This is a genomic window from Umezawaea endophytica, from assembly GCF_025061645.1.
Taxonomy (GTDB): domain Bacteria; phylum Actinomycetota; class Actinomycetes; order Mycobacteriales; family Pseudonocardiaceae; genus Umezawaea; species Umezawaea endophytica.
Genome location: NZ_JANYMP010000023.1, coordinates 37,575 through 55,563, shown reverse-complemented (window position 1 = coordinate 55,563; position 17,989 = coordinate 37,575). Strand labels below are relative to the sequence as shown.

Annotated in this window: 19 protein-coding genes; 13 read left to right on the top strand and 6 right to left on the bottom strand. The window is 71.3% G+C overall.

What is annotated here, in order from left to right:
• The first annotated feature begins 125 nt into the window (after positions 1–125).
• A complete protein-coding gene (gene groES, locus NZH93_RS36010) occupies positions 126–419 on the top strand; it encodes a co-chaperone GroES (protein WP_106187556.1) in 294 nt (97 codons plus the stop codon).
• Between the two features lie 78 nt (positions 420–497).
• A complete protein-coding gene (gene groL / locus NZH93_RS36005; protein WP_259627766.1) occupies positions 498–2,117 on the top strand; it encodes a chaperonin GroEL in 1,620 nt (539 codons plus the stop codon).
• Positions 2,118–2,256: 139 nt separating this feature from the next.
• Here groL and NZH93_RS36000 read toward each other — a convergent pair whose 3' ends face one another.
• Positions 2,257–2,553 carry a WhiB family transcriptional regulator gene (locus tag NZH93_RS36000; protein WP_259627765.1) on the bottom strand — a complete coding sequence of 99 codons (297 nt, stop codon included), beginning with the start codon at positions 2,551–2,553 and terminating at the stop codon, positions 2,257–2,259.
• Between the two features lie 203 nt (positions 2,554–2,756).
• Between NZH93_RS36000 and NZH93_RS35995 the strand changes: the two genes are divergently transcribed.
• The 5 genes from NZH93_RS35995 (at position 2,757) to NZH93_RS35975 (ending at position 7,092) form a co-directional block, all read left to right on the top strand.
• Entirely contained in the window at positions 2,757–3,773 is a 1,017-nt protein-coding gene (locus NZH93_RS35995; protein ID WP_259627764.1) for a MerR family transcriptional regulator, read from the top strand.
• Between the two features lie 31 nt (positions 3,774–3,804).
• The gene (locus tag NZH93_RS35990; RefSeq protein ID WP_259627763.1) at positions 3,805–4,698 is read left to right on the top strand and encodes a hypothetical protein; all 894 of its coding nucleotides are present in this window, start codon (positions 3,805–3,807) and stop codon (positions 4,696–4,698) included.
• Positions 4,699–4,778: 80 nt separating this feature from the next.
• Entirely contained in the window at positions 4,779–5,375 is a 597-nt protein-coding gene (locus NZH93_RS35985) for a response regulator transcription factor (RefSeq protein WP_015805222.1), read from the top strand.
• Between the two features lie 214 nt (positions 5,376–5,589).
• Positions 5,590–6,162, top strand: coding sequence for a sigma-70 family RNA polymerase sigma factor (locus tag NZH93_RS35980; protein WP_259627762.1), 573 nt, complete (start codon positions 5,590–5,592; stop codon positions 6,160–6,162).
• A 36-nt stretch (positions 6,163–6,198) separates the two neighbouring features.
• Positions 6,199–7,092 carry an anti-sigma-D factor RsdA gene (locus NZH93_RS35975; RefSeq protein WP_259627761.1) on the top strand — a complete coding sequence of 298 codons (894 nt, stop codon included), beginning with the start codon at positions 6,199–6,201 and terminating at the stop codon, positions 7,090–7,092.
• Between the two features lie 57 nt (positions 7,093–7,149).
• Here the strand turns inward: NZH93_RS35975 and NZH93_RS35970 are convergent, their stop codons facing one another.
• The gene (locus NZH93_RS35970) at positions 7,150–7,539 is read right to left on the bottom strand and encodes a DUF5319 domain-containing protein (RefSeq protein ID WP_259627760.1); all 390 of its coding nucleotides are present in this window, start codon (positions 7,537–7,539) and stop codon (positions 7,150–7,152) included.
• Positions 7,540–7,699: 160 nt separating this feature from the next.
• Between NZH93_RS35970 and guaB the strand changes: the two genes are divergently transcribed.
• On the top strand, positions 7,700–9,211 hold the full coding sequence (guaB, locus tag NZH93_RS35965; protein ID WP_259627759.1) for an IMP dehydrogenase: 1,512 nt from the start codon (positions 7,700–7,702) through the stop codon (positions 9,209–9,211).
• A gap of 11 nt (positions 9,212–9,222) precedes the next feature.
• The gene (locus NZH93_RS35960; RefSeq protein ID WP_259627758.1) at positions 9,223–10,356 is read left to right on the top strand and encodes a GuaB3 family IMP dehydrogenase-related protein; all 1,134 of its coding nucleotides are present in this window, start codon (positions 9,223–9,225) and stop codon (positions 10,354–10,356) included.
• 56 nt (positions 10,357–10,412) lie between these two features.
• On the opposite strand, the gene NZH93_RS35955 is transcribed toward NZH93_RS35960, so the two are convergent.
• Positions 10,413–10,670, bottom strand: coding sequence for a hypothetical protein (locus NZH93_RS35955; protein WP_259627757.1), 258 nt, complete (start codon positions 10,668–10,670; stop codon positions 10,413–10,415).
• Positions 10,671–10,792: 122 nt separating this feature from the next.
• Positions 10,793–11,221 carry a YciI family protein gene (locus NZH93_RS35950; RefSeq protein ID WP_259627756.1) on the bottom strand — a complete coding sequence of 143 codons (429 nt, stop codon included), beginning with the start codon at positions 11,219–11,221 and terminating at the stop codon, positions 10,793–10,795.
• Positions 11,222–11,431: 210 nt separating this feature from the next.
• Between NZH93_RS35950 and NZH93_RS35945 the strand changes: the two genes are divergently transcribed.
• The 4 genes from NZH93_RS35945 to NZH93_RS35930 are packed head-to-tail and all read left to right on the top strand — an operon-like array spanning position 11,432 to position 15,679.
• Positions 11,432–11,662 carry a hypothetical protein gene (locus NZH93_RS35945; RefSeq protein WP_259627755.1) on the top strand — a complete coding sequence of 77 codons (231 nt, stop codon included), beginning with the start codon at positions 11,432–11,434 and terminating at the stop codon, positions 11,660–11,662.
• A gap of 49 nt (positions 11,663–11,711) precedes the next feature.
• The gene (locus tag NZH93_RS35940; protein WP_259627754.1) at positions 11,712–13,430 is read left to right on the top strand and encodes a GMC family oxidoreductase; all 1,719 of its coding nucleotides are present in this window, start codon (positions 11,712–11,714) and stop codon (positions 13,428–13,430) included.
• A 9-nt stretch (positions 13,431–13,439) separates the two neighbouring features.
• Positions 13,440–14,399 carry an MBL fold metallo-hydrolase gene (locus NZH93_RS35935; RefSeq protein ID WP_259627753.1) on the top strand — a complete coding sequence of 320 codons (960 nt, stop codon included), beginning with the start codon at positions 13,440–13,442 and terminating at the stop codon, positions 14,397–14,399.
• Positions 14,396–15,679 (top strand): FAD-dependent monooxygenase, encoded by a 1,284-nt coding sequence (locus NZH93_RS35930; protein WP_259627752.1) that lies wholly within the window; start codon positions 14,396–14,398, stop codon positions 15,677–15,679. The genes NZH93_RS35935 and NZH93_RS35930 overlap by 4 nt, the downstream gene beginning before the upstream one ends.
• Before the next feature lie 139 nt (positions 15,680–15,818).
• On the opposite strand, the gene NZH93_RS35925 is transcribed toward NZH93_RS35930, so the two are convergent.
• Together NZH93_RS35925 and NZH93_RS50945 are read right to left on the bottom strand one after the other, a co-directional pair.
• Positions 15,819–17,264, bottom strand: a complete 1,446-nt coding sequence (locus NZH93_RS35925) for an aldehyde dehydrogenase family protein (RefSeq protein WP_259627751.1) — start codon at positions 17,262–17,264, stop codon at positions 15,819–15,821.
• A gap of 4 nt (positions 17,265–17,268) precedes the next feature.
• The gene (locus tag NZH93_RS50945) at positions 17,269–17,985 is read right to left on the bottom strand and encodes an aminoglycoside phosphotransferase family protein (RefSeq protein WP_259627750.1); all 717 of its coding nucleotides are present in this window, start codon (positions 17,983–17,985) and stop codon (positions 17,269–17,271) included.
• Between the last annotated feature and the right edge of the window lie 4 nt (positions 17,986–17,989).

The following is a 17,989-nucleotide window of genomic DNA, read 5'->3' as shown; positions in this document are numbered from 1 at the left end:
GTTGGCACTCAAGTGGGTAGAGTGCTAATCACACGGCGCCAGTACCGCCCCGACCCCCGCGACGGCGGGGTGGCAGGTGCCGTACCCACCTGCCAACGCTTTCAATGACCGTGGAGGTCAGCCCGGTGAGCGTGAACATCAAGCCGCTCGAGGACAAGATCGTCGTCCAGGCCAGCGAGGCCGAGACCACGACCGCTTCCGGCCTCGTGATCCCGGACACCGCGAAGGAGAAGCCCCAGGAGGGCAAGGTCATCGCGGTCGGCCTGGGCCGAATCGACGACAAGGGCAACCGCGTCCCCGTGGACGTGGCCGTCGGCGACGTCGTCATCTACTCGAAGTACGGCGGCACCGAGGTCAAGTACAACGGCGAGGAGTACTTGATCCTCTCCGCCCGCGACGTGCTGGCCGTCATCAACTAGTCGTTCGGCTGACACGCAAGCGCCCCGGCGACCCCTACCCGGGGCTACCGGGGCGTTTCGCACAAGAGAGGCTAGGCAATGCCCAAGCAGATCAGCTTCGACGAGGACGCTCGTCGGGCACTCGAGCGCGGCGTGAACAAGCTGGCCGACACGGTCAAGGTCACCCTTGGACCGGCAGGTCGCCACGTCGTCCTCGACAAGAAGTTCGGTGGCCCCACGGTCACCAACGACGGTGTCACCATCGCTCGCGAGATCGAGCTTGACGACCCGTTCGAGAACCTCGGCGCGCAGCTCGCGAAGGCTGTCGCCACCAAGACCAACGACGTCGCCGGTGACGGCACGACCACCGCCACGGTGCTCGCGCAGGCCATGGTGCGCGTGGGTCTCCGCAACGTCGCCGCGGGTGCGAACCCGACCGCGCTCGGCCTCGGCATCCAGGCCGCGGCCGACGCCGTCGTGGACGCGCTCAAGGCGAAGGCCACCCCGGTGAAGGGCCGCGAGAACATCGCGCAGGTCGGCACCGTGTCCTCGCGCGACGAGTCCATCGGCGCCCTCCTCGGTGAAGCCATCGAGAAGGTCGGCGAGGACGGCGTGATCACCGTCGAGGAGTCCTCGACGATGCTCACCGAGTTGCAGATCACCGAGGGTGTCCAGTTCGACAAGGGCTACATCTCGGCGCACTTCGCCACGGACCTCGAGGCCCAGGAAGCGGTCTTCGAGGACGCCCTCATCCTGCTGCACCGCGAGAAGATCTCGGCGCTGGCCGACTTCCTGCCGCTGCTGGAGAAGGTCGCCGAGTCCGGCAAGTCGCTCGTCGTGATCGCCGAGGACGTCGAGGGCGAGGCGCTGTCCACCCTGGTGGTCAACGCCCTGCGCAAGACGCTCCGCGTCGTGGCCGTCAAGGCGCCGTTCTTCGGCGACCGCCGCAAGGCGTTCCTGGACGACCTCGCGACCGTCACCGGCGGCCAGGTCGTCGCCGCCGAGGTGGGCCTCAAGCTGTCCGAGGTCGGCCTTGACGTGCTGGGCTCCGCCCGTCGCATCGTGGTGTCCAAGGACAACACGACCATCGTCGACGGCGGCGGCTCGAAGGCCGACATCGCCGGTCGCGCGGAGCTGCTGCGCCGCGAGATCGAGTCGACCGACTCCGACTGGGACCGCGAGAAGCTCCAGGAGCGGCTCGCGAAGCTCTCCGGCGGCATCGCCGTGATCAAGGTCGGCGCCGCCACCGAGACCGAGCTCAAGGAGCGGAAGCACCGCATCGAGGACGCGGTCGCCGCCACCAAGGCAGCGGTCGAGGAGGGCATCGTCCCCGGCGGCGGCTCGGCCCTCGTCCACGCGGCGAAGGTGCTCGACGGCGGCCTGGACCACACGGGCGACGAGGCGACCGGTGTCGCGATCGTCCGCGAGGCCCTGTCGTCCGCCCTGTTCTGGATCGCGACGAACGCGGGCCTCGAAGGCGCCGTCGTCGTGAACTCCGTCCGCGAAGGCGAGTGGGGCTACGGCTTCAACGCCGCCAAGCTGGTCTACGAAGACCTGCTGGACGCGGGCATCATCGACCCGGTCAAGGTGACGCGCTCCGCGGTCACCAACGCCGCGTCGATCGCCCGCATGGTGCTCACCACGGAGAGCGCCATCGTGGAGAAGAAGGAGCAGGAACCCGCTGCCGCGGGTGGCCACGGCCACGGGCACGGCCACTAGCTCCACCTGTCAGCGAGAAGGGGCGGCACCAGATCCTGGTGCCGCCCCTTTCACGTGCCCGAACCGCCGTTCGGGGTCGACTCCCTCGACAAGTCGACCGCGTCCCGGCTCCCGGCGCCGAACGTTCCGGCGCCTCGGATCAGGTCAGCGCCAACTGCCGCTTCCTCGACTTGATGATGTTGTCCCGTTCCGATTCCGACAGGCCTCCCCAGATCCCGTAGGGCTCCTGCACGGCCAGCGCGTGCCGCCTGCACATCTCCAGCACCGGGCAGGCGAGGCACACCGCCTTGGCCCGTGCTTCCCTCCGGGCCCGAGCCGGGCCTCGTTCCCCGTCCGGGTGGAAGAAGAACGCGCTGTCCATTCCGCGACAAGACCCGGTCATCTGCCAGTCCCACACGTCGGCGTTGGGTCCGGGGAGCCTTCGGGTGTCCGCCATGTCGAGACCGCCTCCTTGGCCCACTTTGCTGTGGACTGCTCCATTCGGCTTAATGTTGATCCACCGTAGAACCGCGCCAAAACTTGTTCAAGAGGTCTGGCTCGAGAAAGCCCGTTATTCAACCGATGGGTGATCACCCCGTGCCTGGGCATTCACCCCCCGGAGTTGCCGCGCGGGCTCCGCGACCGGACGATGGCCGCGTGATGACGCATCCGGAACACCCCGCCGCGCCGACCGGCGGTGAACGGGAAACCGGCGCGGCAGAAGAGGATCCGGCCGCCCAACTGGTGCTGTCGGTGGCGGCGGTGGCTCGTCGGCTCGGAGTCGCGCCCGCCACCCTGCGCACCTGGGACCGCCGGTACGGCCTCGGCCCCAGCGATCACACGACCGGGCGACACCGCCGGTACGCGCCGGGTGACATCGCCCGCCTGGAGCTGATGCAGCGGGCGCTGCTGCGGGGCGCGTCGTCGGCGGAGGCCGCGAAGTACGCGCTGGCGTCGCGGGTGCCCGTGCCACGGGCCCTGCACCCGCCGTCGCCCGCGCCGCTCCCGGTGCTGACCGGCGGCGAGGTGGAGGCGGGCACCGGCGGTCGCGGGCTGAGCATGCCGGGGGCGAGCCGTCGGGCGAGGGGGCTCGGCCGGGCGGTGCTCGCGATGGACTCGGTCGCCGCGCAGCAGATCTTGGCCGACTCGCTCGGCGAGGACGGCGTGGTCGCGACGTGGGACGAGGTGGTCCGCCCGCTGCTGGGCGCGATGGCCGCGCGGTGGGAGCACTCGGGCGCCGGGGTCGAGGTCTCGCACCTGCTGAACGAGTGCGTGCTGGCCGCGATGATCCGCGTGACGCCGGTGGTGACCACTCCGCGTAACCACCGGCCGGTGCTGCTCGCGTGCATGCCGGACGAGCGCCACAACATCCCGCTGTACCCGTTGGCGGCTGTCCTGTCGCAGCGCGGAGTGGGGATTCGTCAACTGGGGGCGGCCCTGCCCGCGGAAGCGCTGCGGTCGGCCGTGCGCCGCGTCGCGCCCGCCGCCGTGGTGCTCTGGGCGCAGCTCCCGCGCTACGCCGATCCGGGGGCGCTCGCGGCGTTGCCACGAACGAGGCAGCGGGTGCGCCTGTTCGTGGGCGGTCCCGGCTGGGAGCGCGGTGTCGTCCCCTCGACGGCGGAGCGGATCGATGACCTGGGCACGGCCGCCGCGGCGGTCGAACAGGCCGTCTGCTGACTGAGTCGTCCGGGAGCGGCACGATGTAACCGTGGAAGACCAGTTGAGACGTGCGGCGTTCGGGGACGAGCCGGGGACACCCGTCTGGAGCACCCTCCGGGACGGCTCGGCGCGCGAGCGCTGGCTGGCCGCGGTGGTGCTCGGCGGGCAGGGCCACTACGCGGCCGCGGCGACCGTCCTGGGCGCCCTGCTGCACGACCGGGACCGGGTGGTCGCCTCACTGGCCGCCTCGGCGTTCGCGTCGCACAGGCGCCAACTGGGCGGCCACGCGGTGGCGAGGGGGCTGGACGCCCGAGCGCTGGCGACCGCTCCGACCTCCGGTGCGCCCGACCCGGACGGGGTCGACGCGGCCGGTGCCCGCGCGGACGCGCTGCTCGGGTTGGCGGCGGACGCCATCGGCGCTGGTAGGACGGGCGAGGCGCGGCGGCTGCTCGCCGCGGTCGAGCCCCGCTGCTGGCGGACGGAGGTGCGCCGGGGGTGGGTGGCGGCGGAGATCGAGCTGGCGGAGGGTCACGCCGAGGCGGCCGTCGCGCCCGCCGAGGCCGCCGTGGAGGTCGCCCGCGAGGCCGGGGCGGTCCGCCACGTCCTCAAGTCGGAGGTCGTCCTGGGGACCTCTCTGGTCGTGTGGGGGACCGCCGACGGGGTGGCTCGCGGGGTTGAGCTACTAGAGTGTGACCTAAATCACATTACCAAACGAGACCTGTGGTCGTTGATCTGGCCGACGGCACTCGTGCTCGTCGACCACGACCCATTTGCGGCGGGTAAACCTCCCGTACGGGCTACCGAGGCTCTGAGCTGCGTGTTGCGCAGGGCTGACCCGATCGGTCGACGGCTGGCGCGGGACTCCCCCTGGGTGCCGACCGCGCTGCTCCGTTCCGGGGAACCCCCGAACGCAGACCCCCTGTCGAAGTTCTTGACGGATTAAGCACCGGATCGTGTCAAGGTTGGGCCTCCAGCGTCCGATAGGGGAGATGAAACGTCACTCGGCTGCAGGAAGGAGTCCCCGTGACTACGGTCCTTATTTGCGACGACCGGCGCAGCGTGCGGGAGGGCCTCACCCGTGTCATGTCGGCCGTCCCCGGGGTTAGTCGCATTGACTGCGTAGCGCACGGTGACGAGTTGTTGGCTCGCTTTTCACGCCAGCCAGTCGACGTCGTGCTGGTCGGTACCCAGCGCGCCGTCCCGACCGGTGTCGAAGCGACCCGGCGACTCGTCTCGGCCAACCCGCAGGCCAACGTCATCGTGTTCGGTGCCCCGGACGACGCGGGCAGCATCGCCGCCGCGATCGCGGGTGGCGCCCGTGGTTACCTCCGCTGGGACGCCTCGCGCCCCGAGTTGGTGGCCGCGCTGGCCCACACCCTCGCGAGCACGTCGGTGCCTGCGCCCCGTCAACCCTCGGACCCCGGCGTCCAGCTCACGGAGCGCGAGCTCCAGGTGCTGCGCGGCATGAGCCAGGGCAAGAGCAACGGTCAGATCGGGCGCGAGCTCTACCTGTCCGAAGACACCGTGAAGACCCACGCGCGGAGGCTGTTCCGCAAGCTGGGTGTCCGCGACCGCGCACAGGCGGTCGCCCACGGCTTCCGTCGCGGTCTCGTGTCCTAGATCACGCCCGCGGGTATCCTCATCCAGCCCGGTGACTTGTCGCCGGGCTGGATTCGGTTGTGCGTGGAGCAGGTCAGAGGGGTCTTGGTGCCCCTCCCTCCTCCATTTGCCCACGTGGCCGGTACCGTGTGGGTCACCAGTACGAGTGACGTCGAACGTCGTGTGCTGTTTGCTGTCGAGACGCCGAGGCGTAACACCGGGACTGCTGTCCGCGATGACCAACTTGGGGGACGGACTGGACGCCGAAGTAGGCGCGGCCGTCGAGGGCGACAGGGCCGCCGTTGAGCGCCTGTTGGCCTCGATCCGTCCCCTGGTGGTGCGGTACTGCCGCGCCAGAGTCGGAAGGCAGGAGAGGTCTTTCGCTTCGGCGGACGACGTGGCCCAGGAGGTGTGTCTCGCGGTGTTGACGGCCTTGCCCAGCTACCGCGATCAAGGTCGCCCGTTCCTCGCCTTCGTGTACGGCATCGCCGCGCACAAGGTGGCCGACTCCCACCGGTCCTCTTCCAGGAACCGGTCCGAACCGGTCGCCGAGGTTCCGGACGGTCCCGAGACCGAGGCCGGTCCTGAGCAGCGGGCCATGCAGGGCGAACTCACCGGGCAGATGGCCCAGCTCTTGCGCGTCCTGCCCGAGAAGCAGCGGGAGATCCTGCTGCTCCGGGTGGTGGTCGGGTTGTCGGCCGAGGAGACCGCCGCGGCGGTCGGGTCGACCGCCGGAGCGGTCAGGGTGGCGCAGCACCGCGCGCTGTCCAGGCTCCGCAAGACGTTGGCAGCCGAGGAGGTGGTCTGAGTGGCCGACCAGCACGAGAAGGGCTACGGAGAAGTCGTGCGCGGACAGAAAGGGAGAGCCCAGCTCTCCTCCGACGACCAGTCGGCGGACAGCGGTGACGTGTTCCCCGGCGACCTGACCGGTATCCAGGCCGACGACGCGCTGCTCGACGCGCTGGGCGGCAAGGACCCGGACCGCGTTGGCGACCTCGTCCACGACGACCTCAACGCGCTGCTGCTCGCGTGGCGGCACGACGTCGACAGCCAGGCGATCTCGGACCTGGTCGACACGGACACCGCCGTGGCGACGATCGCGGCCGCGAGGCCGAAGGCCCCGTCCCGGCACCGCTTCCTCATCCCGCTCGCCAGCGCCGCCGCCATGATCGCCATCGCGTTCACCGGCGTGAGCCTGGTGGCCCGCGACGCCCAGCCCGGCGACGCGCTGTGGGGCCTCACCCGCGTCCTGTACGCCGACCACGCGCAGTCGATCGAGGCCGCCGTCGCCGTCAGCTCGGACCTGGAGAACGCCCGCGCCGCGCTGCGCGAGGGCAAGGTCAACGAGGCGAAAGACGCGCTGGAGAAGGCGGGGGTCGCACTCCCGAAGGTGTCCGCCGACGACGGCCACGTCGACCTGTCCCAGAAGCACACCCAGCTCCTGGACGAGCTGGTGAGCACGACGGCGACGACCGCGAACCCGTCGAACCCGACCTCGGACACCACGACGACGGTGAACAGCACCGGCACCGGCTCGTCGACCAGCAACCCGCAGACGACCTCGTCGACGGCCTCGTCGACGACGACGCCCGCGCCCACGACCAGTTCGTCGCAGCCGACGCAGAACTCGTCGAGCGTCGCTCCTCCGCCGCCCCCGCCGGAGGAGACCGACGAGCCGACCGAGGAACCCACCGGCGGCGTCTCGCCGAACTCCAGCGGGACGACGGCGACCTCCTAGATCAGCAGCAGGTGTGACGAAGCCCGCCCCCGATCGGGGGCGGGCTTCGTCACACCATCAGCGCGCGTCCTCGGTGGCGGTGACGCCGTCGGCGTACCCGCGGCAGTACTCCCACGTGACGTACGACGACGGGTCCGGGTCGTACGCGGGTTCGTGCGGACGCATCCGGCCGTCGTTCAGGAGCTGCTCCAGACTGGCCCGCAGCAGCGCCCAGTCGTGGAAGTGCGGCTCCTCGCACTCGCCGCAGTCCACCACGATTCCCCGTACACCACTGGGTTCCAGCAGCGCTTGGTACACCGCGAGGTCGCTGAGGTCACCCACGAGTTCGGCGCGTTCCTCATCGCCCATCTCGGGGTGCTCGTGGTCTTCTTCTGGCTCGACCATGGCCTTCGCGGGATCTTCCGGATCCTCGGCGAAGGGGTCTGGCGGCAAGGCGTCGTGCGGCACGACCCCGCACGGTACCGGGCGGAGGCCGGTGACCGCCCAGATACCATGACGTGAACGCCCCAGACCTGTCCGCGGGGTCGAGAATCAGATGCTGCCCCCAAGCGGAAACCCGATCCGCTCGCGGTGGGACCGCAGCACGACGGAAGGCTTGTCACCCGCTATGACCAGCGAGCTCAACGTTGACGGAGTCCCGAGCAAGTTCGCGATGCTGGGACTGACCTTCGATGACGTCCTGTTGCAGCCTGCGGAATCCGACGTCGTGCCCAGCAACGTCGACACCAGCACCAGGATCTCCCGCAACATCACGCTGCGCATCCCGCTGGCCTCCGCCGCGATGGACACCGTGACCGAGGCGCGGATGGCCATCTCGATGGCCCGCCAGGGCGGCATCGGCGTGCTGCACCGCAACCTGTCGATCGAGGACCAGGCCAGCCAGGCGGAGACGGTGAAGCGCTCCGAGGCGGGCATGGTGACCGACCCGGTGACCTGCACGCCCGAGGACACGATCGCGCACGTGGACGACCTGTGCGCCCGCTACCGGATCTCCGGCGTCCCCGTGACGGACCCGTCCGGCAAGCTCGTCGGCATCATCACCAACCGCGACATGCGCTTCGAGGTGGACCACAAGCGCAAGGTCAGCGAGGTCATGACCAAGGGCCCGCTGGTCACCGCGCAGGTCGGCGTGTCAGCCGAGGCCGCGCTGGGCCTGCTGCGCCGCCACAAGATCGAGAAGCTGCCGATCGTGGACGGCGACGGCAAGCTCCGCGGCCTCATCACGGTCAAGGACTTCGTCAAGACCGAGCAGTACCCGCTGGCCAGCAAGGACCCCGACGGCAGGCTGCTGTGCGCCGCCGCGGTGGGCGTCGGCGACGACGCGTTCGCGCGCTCGATGGCGCTGGCCGACGCGGGCATCGACGTGCTCATGGTCGACACCGCTCACGGCCACTCGCGCGGCGTGCTGGAGATGGTGGCGAAGCTCAAGAAGGAGCTGGGCGACTCGGTCGACGTCGTCGGCGGCAACATCGCCACCCGCCTCGGCGCGCAGGCGCTGGTCGACGCGGGCGCGGACGGCGTGAAGGTCGGCGTCGGACCGGGCTCGATCTGCACGACCCGCGTGGTCGCGGGCGTCGGCGTCCCGCAGATCACCGCGATCCACGAGGCGTACCTCGCGTGCCGCCCGGCCGGTGTGCCGGTGATCGGCGACGGCGGCATCCAGTACTCCGGCGACATCGCCAAGGCCATCGCCGCCGGCGCGAGCGCCGTGATGGTCGGCAGCCTGGTCGCGGGCACGGCCGAGGCCCCCGGTGACCTGATCCTGGTCAACGGGAAGCAGTTCAAGACCTACCGCGGCATGGGTTCCCTCGCCGCGATGTCCGGGCGGGGCGACACCAAGTCGTACTCGAAGGACCGCTACTTCCAGGACGACGTGCTGTCCGAGGACAAGCTCGTGCCGGAGGGCATCGAGGGCCGCACGCCGTTCCGCGGCCCGCTCGCGCAGGTGGCGTACCAGCTCGTCGGCGGTCTCCGCATGGCGATGGGCTACACCGGTTCCCGCACGATCCCGGAGCTCCAGAACGCGCAGCTCGTGCGGATCACGGCGGCCGGTCTGAAGGAAAGCCACCCGCACGACATCACGATGACCGTCGAAGCCCCCAACTACACCACCCGCTGAGAGGATCAAAAGTGCGCGATCTGGTCGAGATCGGCATGGGCCGGACCGCGAGGCGGGCCTACGAGCTGGACGACATCGAGATCATCCCCTCCCGGCGGACTCGTTCGTCGAAGGACGTCTCGACGGCGTGGCAGATCGATGCCTACCGCTTCGACATCCCGCTGATCACCCACCCGACCGACGCCATCGTGTCGCCGGGCACGGCGGTGGCGGTCGGTGAGCTGGGCGGTCTCGGGGTCCTCAACGCGGAGGGCCTGTGGGCCAGGCACGCCAACGTCGAGGAGGCCCTGTTCCGCCTCGTCGAGGCGACCGAGGACACGGACGACCCCGGCGCGCCCGTCAAGGTGCTCCAGGAGTTGCACTCGGCCCCGGTCCGGCTGGACCTGGTCGCGGCGGCCATCAAGGAGGTGCGCGACTCCGGCGTCACGGTCGCGGTCCGGGTGAGCCCGCAGCGCGCGGCCGAACTGACCCCGGACCTGCTGGCGGCGGGCGTGGAGATCCTGGTCGTGCAGGGCACGATCATCTCCGCCGAGCACGTCCTCCGCGACGGTGAGCCGCTGAACCTCAAGTCGTTCATCGCCGACCTGGAGGTCCCGGTGATCGCGGGCGGTGTCGGCGACTACCGCACCGCGATGCACCTCATGCGCACCGGCGCGGCGGGTGTCATCGTCGGCTACGGCTACACGCCGGGCGTCACCACCACGGACTCGGTGCTGGGCATCGGCGTCCCCATGGCCACCGCCATCGCCGACGCGGCGGCGGCCCGCCGCGACTACCTGGACGAGACCGGTGGCCGGTACGTCCACGTCATCGCCGACGGCGGCGCGCAGACGAGCGGCGACATCGCCAAGTCCATCGCCTGCGGCGCGGACGCCGTGATGCTGGGCGAGCCGCTGGCCTCCGCCACCGAAGCCCCCGGCCAGGGGCTGTACTGGACGGCGGCGAGCGCCCACCCGTCCGTGCCGCGCAGCTTCGTCTCGCCCGGCGTGGACCAGGAGGTGGACCTCCGCACGCTGCTCTTCGGCCCGTCCGTCGACCCGCGCGGTGTCACCAACCTGTTCGGCTCGCTCCGCAGGGCCATGGCCAAGTCCGGCTACTCGGACCTGAAGGAGTTCCAGAAGGTCGGCCTCACCATCCGCGGCTAGACCGGGGTGGACCTCTGTGGGCGCTTCCTCCGGGAGGCGCCCACAGCCGTGCCCGCTCACCTGGCCTGCCACACCCGACCGCGGCTCGGGGCGACCGACCGGTCGACGGTGGACACGCCCCCGGCGGCGAAGCCCTGAGGAACGAGGTCGGCCCGGTGAGCCGTGGCCGGGGCGGGTGTCACGCTGGTCGCCGCCGAACTGGGCGCAGAAGACCCGCCTGTCCCCTTCGGCGTGGAGCACGCGGCGACCAGCGCCAGTCCGACGGCGGCGAGGGCCCGGAGCGTCCGGGCGGTGGTGCGCGTGGGGTGGGGCATCGGCGGCCGTCCTGCGTGCTCGTCTGTCGATGGGGATCTCACGAGTCCACATCGGGCGCCCGCCGACGCCGTTACCCCGTTCACCCGGTGGGGTGAACCCCACCCGCGAAGGTCGCGGAGTCCTATTTCCGCTGCTCAGCGGCCCTTCGGCGGAGGTTCCCCTCGGCTTCGAGCAGTTCCGGGGTGAGGTTGTCGCCGAAGTCGGCGGCCTCGAACACCTGGCGGATCTCGATCTCGGACTCCTGCCCGTCCGGGTTGGGGACCTGCCGCACCCACTCGACCGCCTCGTCCCTCGACTTCACGTCGAGCATCCAGAACCCGGCGATCAGCTCCTTCGTCTCGGTGAACGGCCCGTCGACGACCGTCGTGCCCGACGCCGAGAACTTGACCCGCGCGCCCTTCGAGCTGTCGAGCAGGCCCTCTCCCGCCAGCAGCACACCGGCGTTGACCAGCTTCTCGTTGAACGCGCCCATCTCGGTGAGCAGCCGCTCGCTCGGCAGCACACCCGCTTCGGTCTCGGGCGTGGCCTTGATCAGAACCATGAAACGCATCTTCGAACTCCCTGGTGGTCCGGGTGGCTTTCACCGACGCGTCGAACGGGCACCGGCCGGATCGACACGGGGAGCAGAATATTTCCGCCGGACCCTTCCCACCCGGTAGCACGCCCGACCGCGCGGCCCACCACCCGCTAGATGATCTTGCGCCGCGCGCCCCTCGGTAGACTGCGCGGCGGGACTGGACCAAAACCGAGGAAGGGCTACGTGGACGACCTGGTCGAGCTGGGACTGGCTGAAGGCGACACCGACACCGAGGCGGACGCGGAGGCGGGGCACGACGAGCCGTCAGCGGCGAGGGACAGCCGCGCGGGCTTCGCCGGATCGGTGGTCGCGCTGGTCGTGGCGGCGGTGGCCGCCGTCGCGCTGCTGGCCTGGCTGGTGCTGTTCTGGCTGGCCCCGCCGCTGTTGGCGTGGCTCGACAGCCACGGGCTCTGAACCGGTTCGGATCTAGGCGTTACCGGAGGTAACCCCTACTCTCGGGTACATGGGTGAACTCGCCGGTAACAACGTGGACTTCGACGTCGTCGTGGTCGGCTCCGGGTTCGGCGGCAGCGTCGCGGCGCTGCGGCTGACGGAGAAGGGCTACCGGGTCGCCGTCGTGGAGGCCGGGCGGCGGTTCGCCGACGACGAGTTCGCCGAGACGTCGTGGGACCTGCGCAAGTACCTGTGGGCGCCGAAGCTCGGCTGCTTCGGGATCCAGCGCATCCACCTGCTCCGCAACGTCATGGTGCTCGCTGGCGCGGGTGTCGGCGGCGGGTCGCTGGTGTACGCGAACACGCTGTACCGGCCGCTCAAGCCGTTCTTCGCGGACCGGCAGTGGGCGCACATCACCGACTGGGAGGCCGAGCTCTCGCCGTTCTACGACCAGGCGAGCCGGATGCTGGGCGTCGTCACCAACCCGACCACGACGCCCGCCGACGTGGTCATGCGGCAGGTCGCGGCCGACATGGGCGTGGCCGACAGCTACCACCCGACGCCGGTCGGCGTGTACTTCGGCGAGCCGGGGGTGAAGGCCGCCGACCCGTACTTCGGCGGCGCCGGGCCGGAGCGGACGGGCTGCACGGAGTGCGGCTCCTGCATGTCCGGCTGCCGCGTCGGCGCGAAGAACACGCTGGTCAAGAACTACCTCCACCTCGCGGAACGCGGCGGCGCGAAGGTGCTGCCGATGACCACCGTCACCGGCGTCAAGCAGGTCGGCGACACCTGGGAGATCAGCACCCAGCGCACCGGGACGACCCTGCGCAAGGGGAAGCGCACGATCACCGCCGGCCGGGTCGTGCTCGCGGCGGGCACCTGGGGCACCCAGCAGTTGCTGCACCGGCTGCGCGCCGACGGGACGCTGCCCGCGCTGTCGCCGAGGCTGGGGGAGCTGACCAGGACGAACTCGGAGTCGATCGTCGGCGCCGCCCGGCCGACCGTCGACCCGGACCGCGACTTCACCAGCGGTGTGGCGATCACGTCGTCGTTCCACCCGGACGCGATCACCCACATCGAGCCGTGCCGGTACGGCAAGGGCAGCAACGCGATGGGCCTGCTCCAGACCCTCGCCACGGACGGCGCGTCCGGCACGCCCCGATTCCTCCAGTTCCTCGGCCAGGCCGTCCGCCACCCGCGCCGCCTGGTGCGGCTGCTGTCGGTGAAGCGGTGGAGCGAGCGGTCGCTGATCCTGCTGGTCATGCAGAGCCTCGACAACTCGATCACCACGTTCGCGAAGCGCGGCCTGTTCGGGCGGCACCGGCTCAGCTCCCGCCAGGGCCACGGCGAGCCGAACCCGACGTTCATCCCGGCGGGCCACCGCGCGAACGTGCTGACCGCCGAGCACATCGGCGGCACCCCCGGCGGCACGTGGGGCGAGCTGGTGAACATCCCGCTGACCGCGCACTTCATCGGCGGCTGCCCGATCGGCGAGGACGCCGAGCACGGCGTCATCGACCCGTACCACCGCGTCCACAACTACCCCGGCCTGTCCGTGGTCGACGGCGCGGCCATCTCGGCGAACCTGGGCGTCAACCCGAGCCTGACCATCACCGCCCAGGCGGAACGCGCGTTCGCGCTGTGGCCCAACAAGGGCGAGACCGACCAGCGGCCGGAGCAGGGGGCGGACTACCGGCGCCTCGCGCCTGTCGCACCGCGAACGCCCGCCGTTCCGGCGTCGGCGCCCGGCGCGCTCAGGTTGACCGTCGTGCGGGTCGATTCTCGCTAGCCTTGGCGCATGGGTACGAAGCCGTTCGCGTCCAGCACCGACCTGGCGCCGAAGGACGAGGAGTTCGTCACCCTCGCCGACGGCGTCCACGCGCTCACCGCCGAAGGCGACCCGAACGTGGGAGCGGTCGAGGCCGAGGACTTCCTGGTCTGCTTCGAGGCCCGAGCGACCCCGGCCGCGGCCCGGTCCTGGCTGGCCCGGTTGCGCGAGCGCACCGGCAAACCCGTGCGCTACCTGGTCCTCAGCCACTACCACGCCGTCCGGACGCTGGGCGCGAGCGCGTTCGACGCCGACGTGGTCATCGCCCACGAGCGCACCAGGGCGCTGATCGCCGAACGCGGCAGGCAGGACTGGGACAGCGAACTCGGCCGCATGCCGCGGCTGTTCCTCGAACCGGACACCATCCCCGGCCTCACCTGGCCCACCATGACCTTCTCCGACCGCCTCACGATCCCGCTGGGCGGCGACCGCGGCGACCTCGAACTGAGGTACCTCGGCCGCGGCCACACGGCGGGCGACATCGTCGGATGGCTTCCCCAGCAACGGATCCTGTTCGCGGGCGACCTGGTCGAGTCCCGCGCCGCCCTCTACACCGGTGACGCCTTCCACGACGACTGGGCGACGTCCACTTTGGACAACGTGGCCGCGCTCGGCGCCGAGGTGCTGGTCGGCGGCCGGGGCGCCGTGGCGCGCGGGCGGGCGGAGGTGGACGCCGCCATCGCCCAGAGCAGGCACTTCCTGAACGAGCTGCGCCGCACCGTCGGCACCGTCCACGGCCGCGGCGGCACCCTCCAGGAGGCGTTCCGGGCGGCCCACGCCGCTCTCGCCCCGCGCTTCGGCGGCTGGCCCATCTTCGAGCACTGCCTGCCGTTCGACGTGCAGCGCTACTGGGACGAGTGCGACGGCGTCGACTGGCCGAAGATCTGGACCGCGCAACGCGATCGTGAGGTCTGGGCGGCACTCCAATGACCCCGGTGGTCGTCGTCGGCGCGGGCCCGGTGGGTCTCACCGCGGCACTGCTGCTGGCCAGGGCGGGCGTTCCGAGCGTGGTGCTGGAAGCGGCCGAGGAGCGGACCGCCGCGGGCAGCAGGTCGATCTGCGTGCAGCGCGACGTCCTGGATGTCCTCGACCGCGTCGGCGCGGGCCGGGCCGTGGCGGCGGCGGGCGTCACCTGGTACCGGGGCCGCACCTTCCACCGCGACGAGGAAGTGCTGACCACCGAGTTCCCCGAGTCGACCGGTGACGACTTCCCCCCGTTCGTGAACACCCCGCAGACGGTCGTGGAGCGCCTGCTGGAGGAGCGGGTGCGCGCCCAGCCCCTGATCGACCTCCGCTACGGCGCGGAGGTGACGGCGCTGACCCAGGACGGCGCTGGCGTCCACGTGTCCACTGTGGACTGTACGGTCACCGGAACCCACTGCGTGGCAGCGGATGGCGCGCACTCGACCGTCCGGAAGCTGCTGGGCATCAGCTTCGACGGCTACTCCTTCGACGACCGCTTCCTCATCGCCGACGTGGCCGTCGACCTGTCGGACGGCCCTCCGGAACGCCGCTTCTACTTCGACCCGCCGTGGAACCCCGGCCGCCAGGTGCTCCTGCACCCGCAGCCGGGCGGTGTCTGGCGCATCGACTGGCAGGTGCCGCCGGGCGTCGACCTCACCGCGGACCACGTGGAGGCCATCGTCGGCACGCGCGAGTACGAGGTCGTGTGGCACTCCACCTACCGCTTCCACCAGCGCAGGGCGGGCACCCTCCGCCAGGGCCGGGTCCTGCTGGCGGGCGACGCGGCCCACGTCATGAGCCCGTTCGGCGCCAGGGGCCTCAACTCGGGCATCTGCGACGCCGACAACGCCGCCTGGAAGATCGCCTTCGACCGCAGGGGTGAGGCGGGCCCGGCCCTGCTGGCGTCCTACGACCGGGAACGCGGCGCCGCGGCGGACGAGAACCTGCGGGTCACCGGGAACACCATGCGCTTCCTGGCACCGAGGACACCGGAAGAACGCGCCCACCGCGCGAGAGCACTGGCGACGCGCAAGGACATCGACTCGGGCAAGCTCTTCACCCCGCACGAGTACCGGGACTCACCGCTGACCACCCCGGACTGCGACGGCGCGCTGCAACCGAACAGCCGCTGGTGCGGCCCGGACTTCACCGCACTCCCCGACGGCACCCTGCTCCGCCCGGACGGCCACCGCGCCGCCCGCACGGCCACCCCGGCAGCCCACCGCCGCGCCACCGGCTGGGCGTAGGACACCAGCCCGACCGGTCGCCGGAGCCGGCCGGGAAACCCGGCTTCCCGGCCCCGCCGGTGAAACCGGAGCGCCACCCGGCCCGCCCAACCCCGCCGCCGGAACCGGTGCGCCAACCCGGCCCGCCCAACCCCGGCACCTACAACTGGATCCCCGTCAGCACCATCGTCCGCTCCTCCGTGAAGTCCTCCATGGCCGACTTCACCCCTTCGCGCCCGGTCCCCGAGCCCTTCACCCCGCCGTACGGCATCTGGTCGGCCCGGTAGGACGGCACGTCCCCCACGATCACCCCGCCGACCTCCAGCTCGGCCGCCGCGGCGAAGGCCACCTTCACGTCCCGCGTGAACACCCCGGCCTGCAACCCGTACTCCGAGTCGTTGGCGGCGGCGAAGGCCTCGGTGGTCCCGTCGACCACCGACACGACCAGCACGGGCCCGAAGACCTCTTGGCGCCACACCGCGGCGTCGTCGGGGACGCCCTCCAGCACGGTCGGTTCCACGGTGGTCCCGGACCGCCCGCCGCCGACGTGCAGCTTCGCGCCGAGGGAGATCGCCTCGTCGATCCACTCCTTCACCCGCACGGCGTTGTCCTCGTCGATCAGCGGCCCGACCTCGACCTCGGGGTCGTGGGGGTCGCCGGTCTTCAACGCCGCCACGGCCGCCACCAGCTTCGGCACGAAGTCGTCCGCCACGGCCCGGTCCACGACCACCCGCTGCACGGCGATGCACGACTGCCCGGCCTGGTAGTTCCCGAAGGTGGCGATCCGCGAGGCCGCCTGGTCCAGGTCGTCCCAGTCGGCGCACACGATCGCCGCGCTGTTCGACCCCAGCTCCATCACCACGTGCTTGCGCGGCGCGGACTCCATCAACGACCACCCGACCCCGGTGGACCCGGTGAACGAGATCACCGGCAGCCGGGGATCGGTCACCAACGACTCCATGTCCCCGCCCTTGACCGGCAGGACCGAGAACACGCCGTCCGGCAGGTCCGTCTCGGCCAGCAGCTCACCCAGCAGCAGCGCGGACAGCGGCGTGGCCGAGGCGGGTTTCACGATCACCGGCGCCCCGACGGCCAGCGCGGGCGCGACCTTGTGCGCCACCAGGTTCAGCGGGAAGTTGAACGGCGCCACGGCCAGCACCGGCCCGCGGGGGACGCGGCGGACGAGCGCCATCCGCCCGACGCCGTTCGCGTCGGTGTCCAGCCGCTGGAGGTCACCACCACCGCGCCGGGCCTCCTCCGCGGCGAACTTGAACACGCTGACGGCTCGCCGGACCTCGATCTCGGCCCACTTCAGCGGCTTCCCGTTCTCCGCGGTGATCGTCTCGGCGATCTCCTCGATCCGCTCGCCCAACGCCCGCGACACGTGCTCCAGGGCGGTGGCCCGGACGTGCGCGGGTGTCTGCCGGAACTCCTTCGCCACGGCGGCGGCCGCCGCTACGGCGCGTTCGACCTGCTCGGGACCGGGAACGGCGACCGTCGCCACCTCCGTCCCGTCGTACGGGTGGTGCACGGTGATCTCCCGCACACCCTGTTCGGGGTGGCCTGCGATCCAGCAGGGCCGGGGCTGAGGAGTGATCGCGTCCATGCCGTCAACGGTATGCCAGTGCGGCCCGACTGGCGCGGACGTGCTCCGCGTGGGACAGGTAGTGCTCGTCGTGCCGTTCGGCGCGCTGGACGTGGAAAGCCGGGTCCTCCCTGATGGCCCGCACCATGTCCGCCAACCGCTCCAGCACGTGGTCGGCCAGGCCTTCACTCGAACAGCCGTACTCCGAGCAGAACAGCGAGGCCCGCCGCCACTGCTCCGCGGGCGTGCCCCACTCGGGTGAGAACGGTGCCAGGCAGTAGACCGCGTAGGCCACGTCCCACCACCGGGGCGCGGGGTGGGCGGTGTCCCAGTCGATCACCCCGACGGGCAGGCCGTCGGCGAACACCACGTTGTACGGCGCGAGGTCGCCGTGGCAGACGACCTCCGCGGGCTCCCGCGCGGGGAACTGCCAGCCCGAGGTGCCCACCAGCGGCACGGACGCGTCGTGCAGCCGCCGCAGCATCCGCGCGTAGGCGACCAGCGTCGCGTCGCCCCGCAACCCGACGGGGATCGGCGGGTGGCCAACCTCACCCGGCAGGTACGACAGCACCTCCCGACCCTGGGGGTCGATCCCGTGCACCTCCGGCACGAACCCCAGCGGTGCCAAGCGCCGCAACAGCTCGTGCACCCGCGGGGCCCACGGACCGGCGGGCCTGCGCACCGTCGAACCGATCCGCACGACCTCGTTCAGACCGCCTCCGGTCAGGAGTTCTCCGTCCACGTCT

Coding starts and splice junctions, on each gene's coding strand:
- groL (WP_259627766.1), top strand. CDS start 498: ATGCCCAAGCAGATCAGCTTCGACGAGGACGCTCGTCGGGCACTCGAG.
- NZH93_RS36000 (WP_259627765.1), bottom strand. CDS start 2,553: ATGGCGGACACCCGAAGGCTCCCCGGACCCAACGCCGACGTGTGGGAC.
- NZH93_RS35995 (WP_259627764.1), top strand. CDS start 2,757: ATGACGCATCCGGAACACCCCGCCGCGCCGACCGGCGGTGAACGGGAA.
- NZH93_RS35980 (WP_259627762.1), top strand. CDS start 5,590: ATGACCAACTTGGGGGACGGACTGGACGCCGAAGTAGGCGCGGCCGTC.
- guaB (WP_259627759.1), top strand. CDS start 7,700: ATGACCAGCGAGCTCAACGTTGACGGAGTCCCGAGCAAGTTCGCGATG.
- NZH93_RS35955 (WP_259627757.1), bottom strand. CDS start 10,670: ATGCCCCACCCCACGCGCACCACCGCCCGGACGCTCCGGGCCCTCGCC.
- NZH93_RS35950 (WP_259627756.1), bottom strand. CDS start 11,221: ATGCGTTTCATGGTTCTGATCAAGGCCACGCCCGAGACCGAAGCGGGT.
- NZH93_RS35940 (WP_259627754.1), top strand. CDS start 11,712: ATGGGTGAACTCGCCGGTAACAACGTGGACTTCGACGTCGTCGTGGTC.
- NZH93_RS35935 (WP_259627753.1), top strand. CDS start 13,440: ATGGGTACGAAGCCGTTCGCGTCCAGCACCGACCTGGCGCCGAAGGAC.
- NZH93_RS35930 (WP_259627752.1), top strand. CDS start 14,396: ATGACCCCGGTGGTCGTCGTCGGCGCGGGCCCGGTGGGTCTCACCGCG.
- NZH93_RS35925 (WP_259627751.1), bottom strand. CDS start 17,264: ATGGACGCGATCACTCCTCAGCCCCGGCCCTGCTGGATCGCAGGCCAC.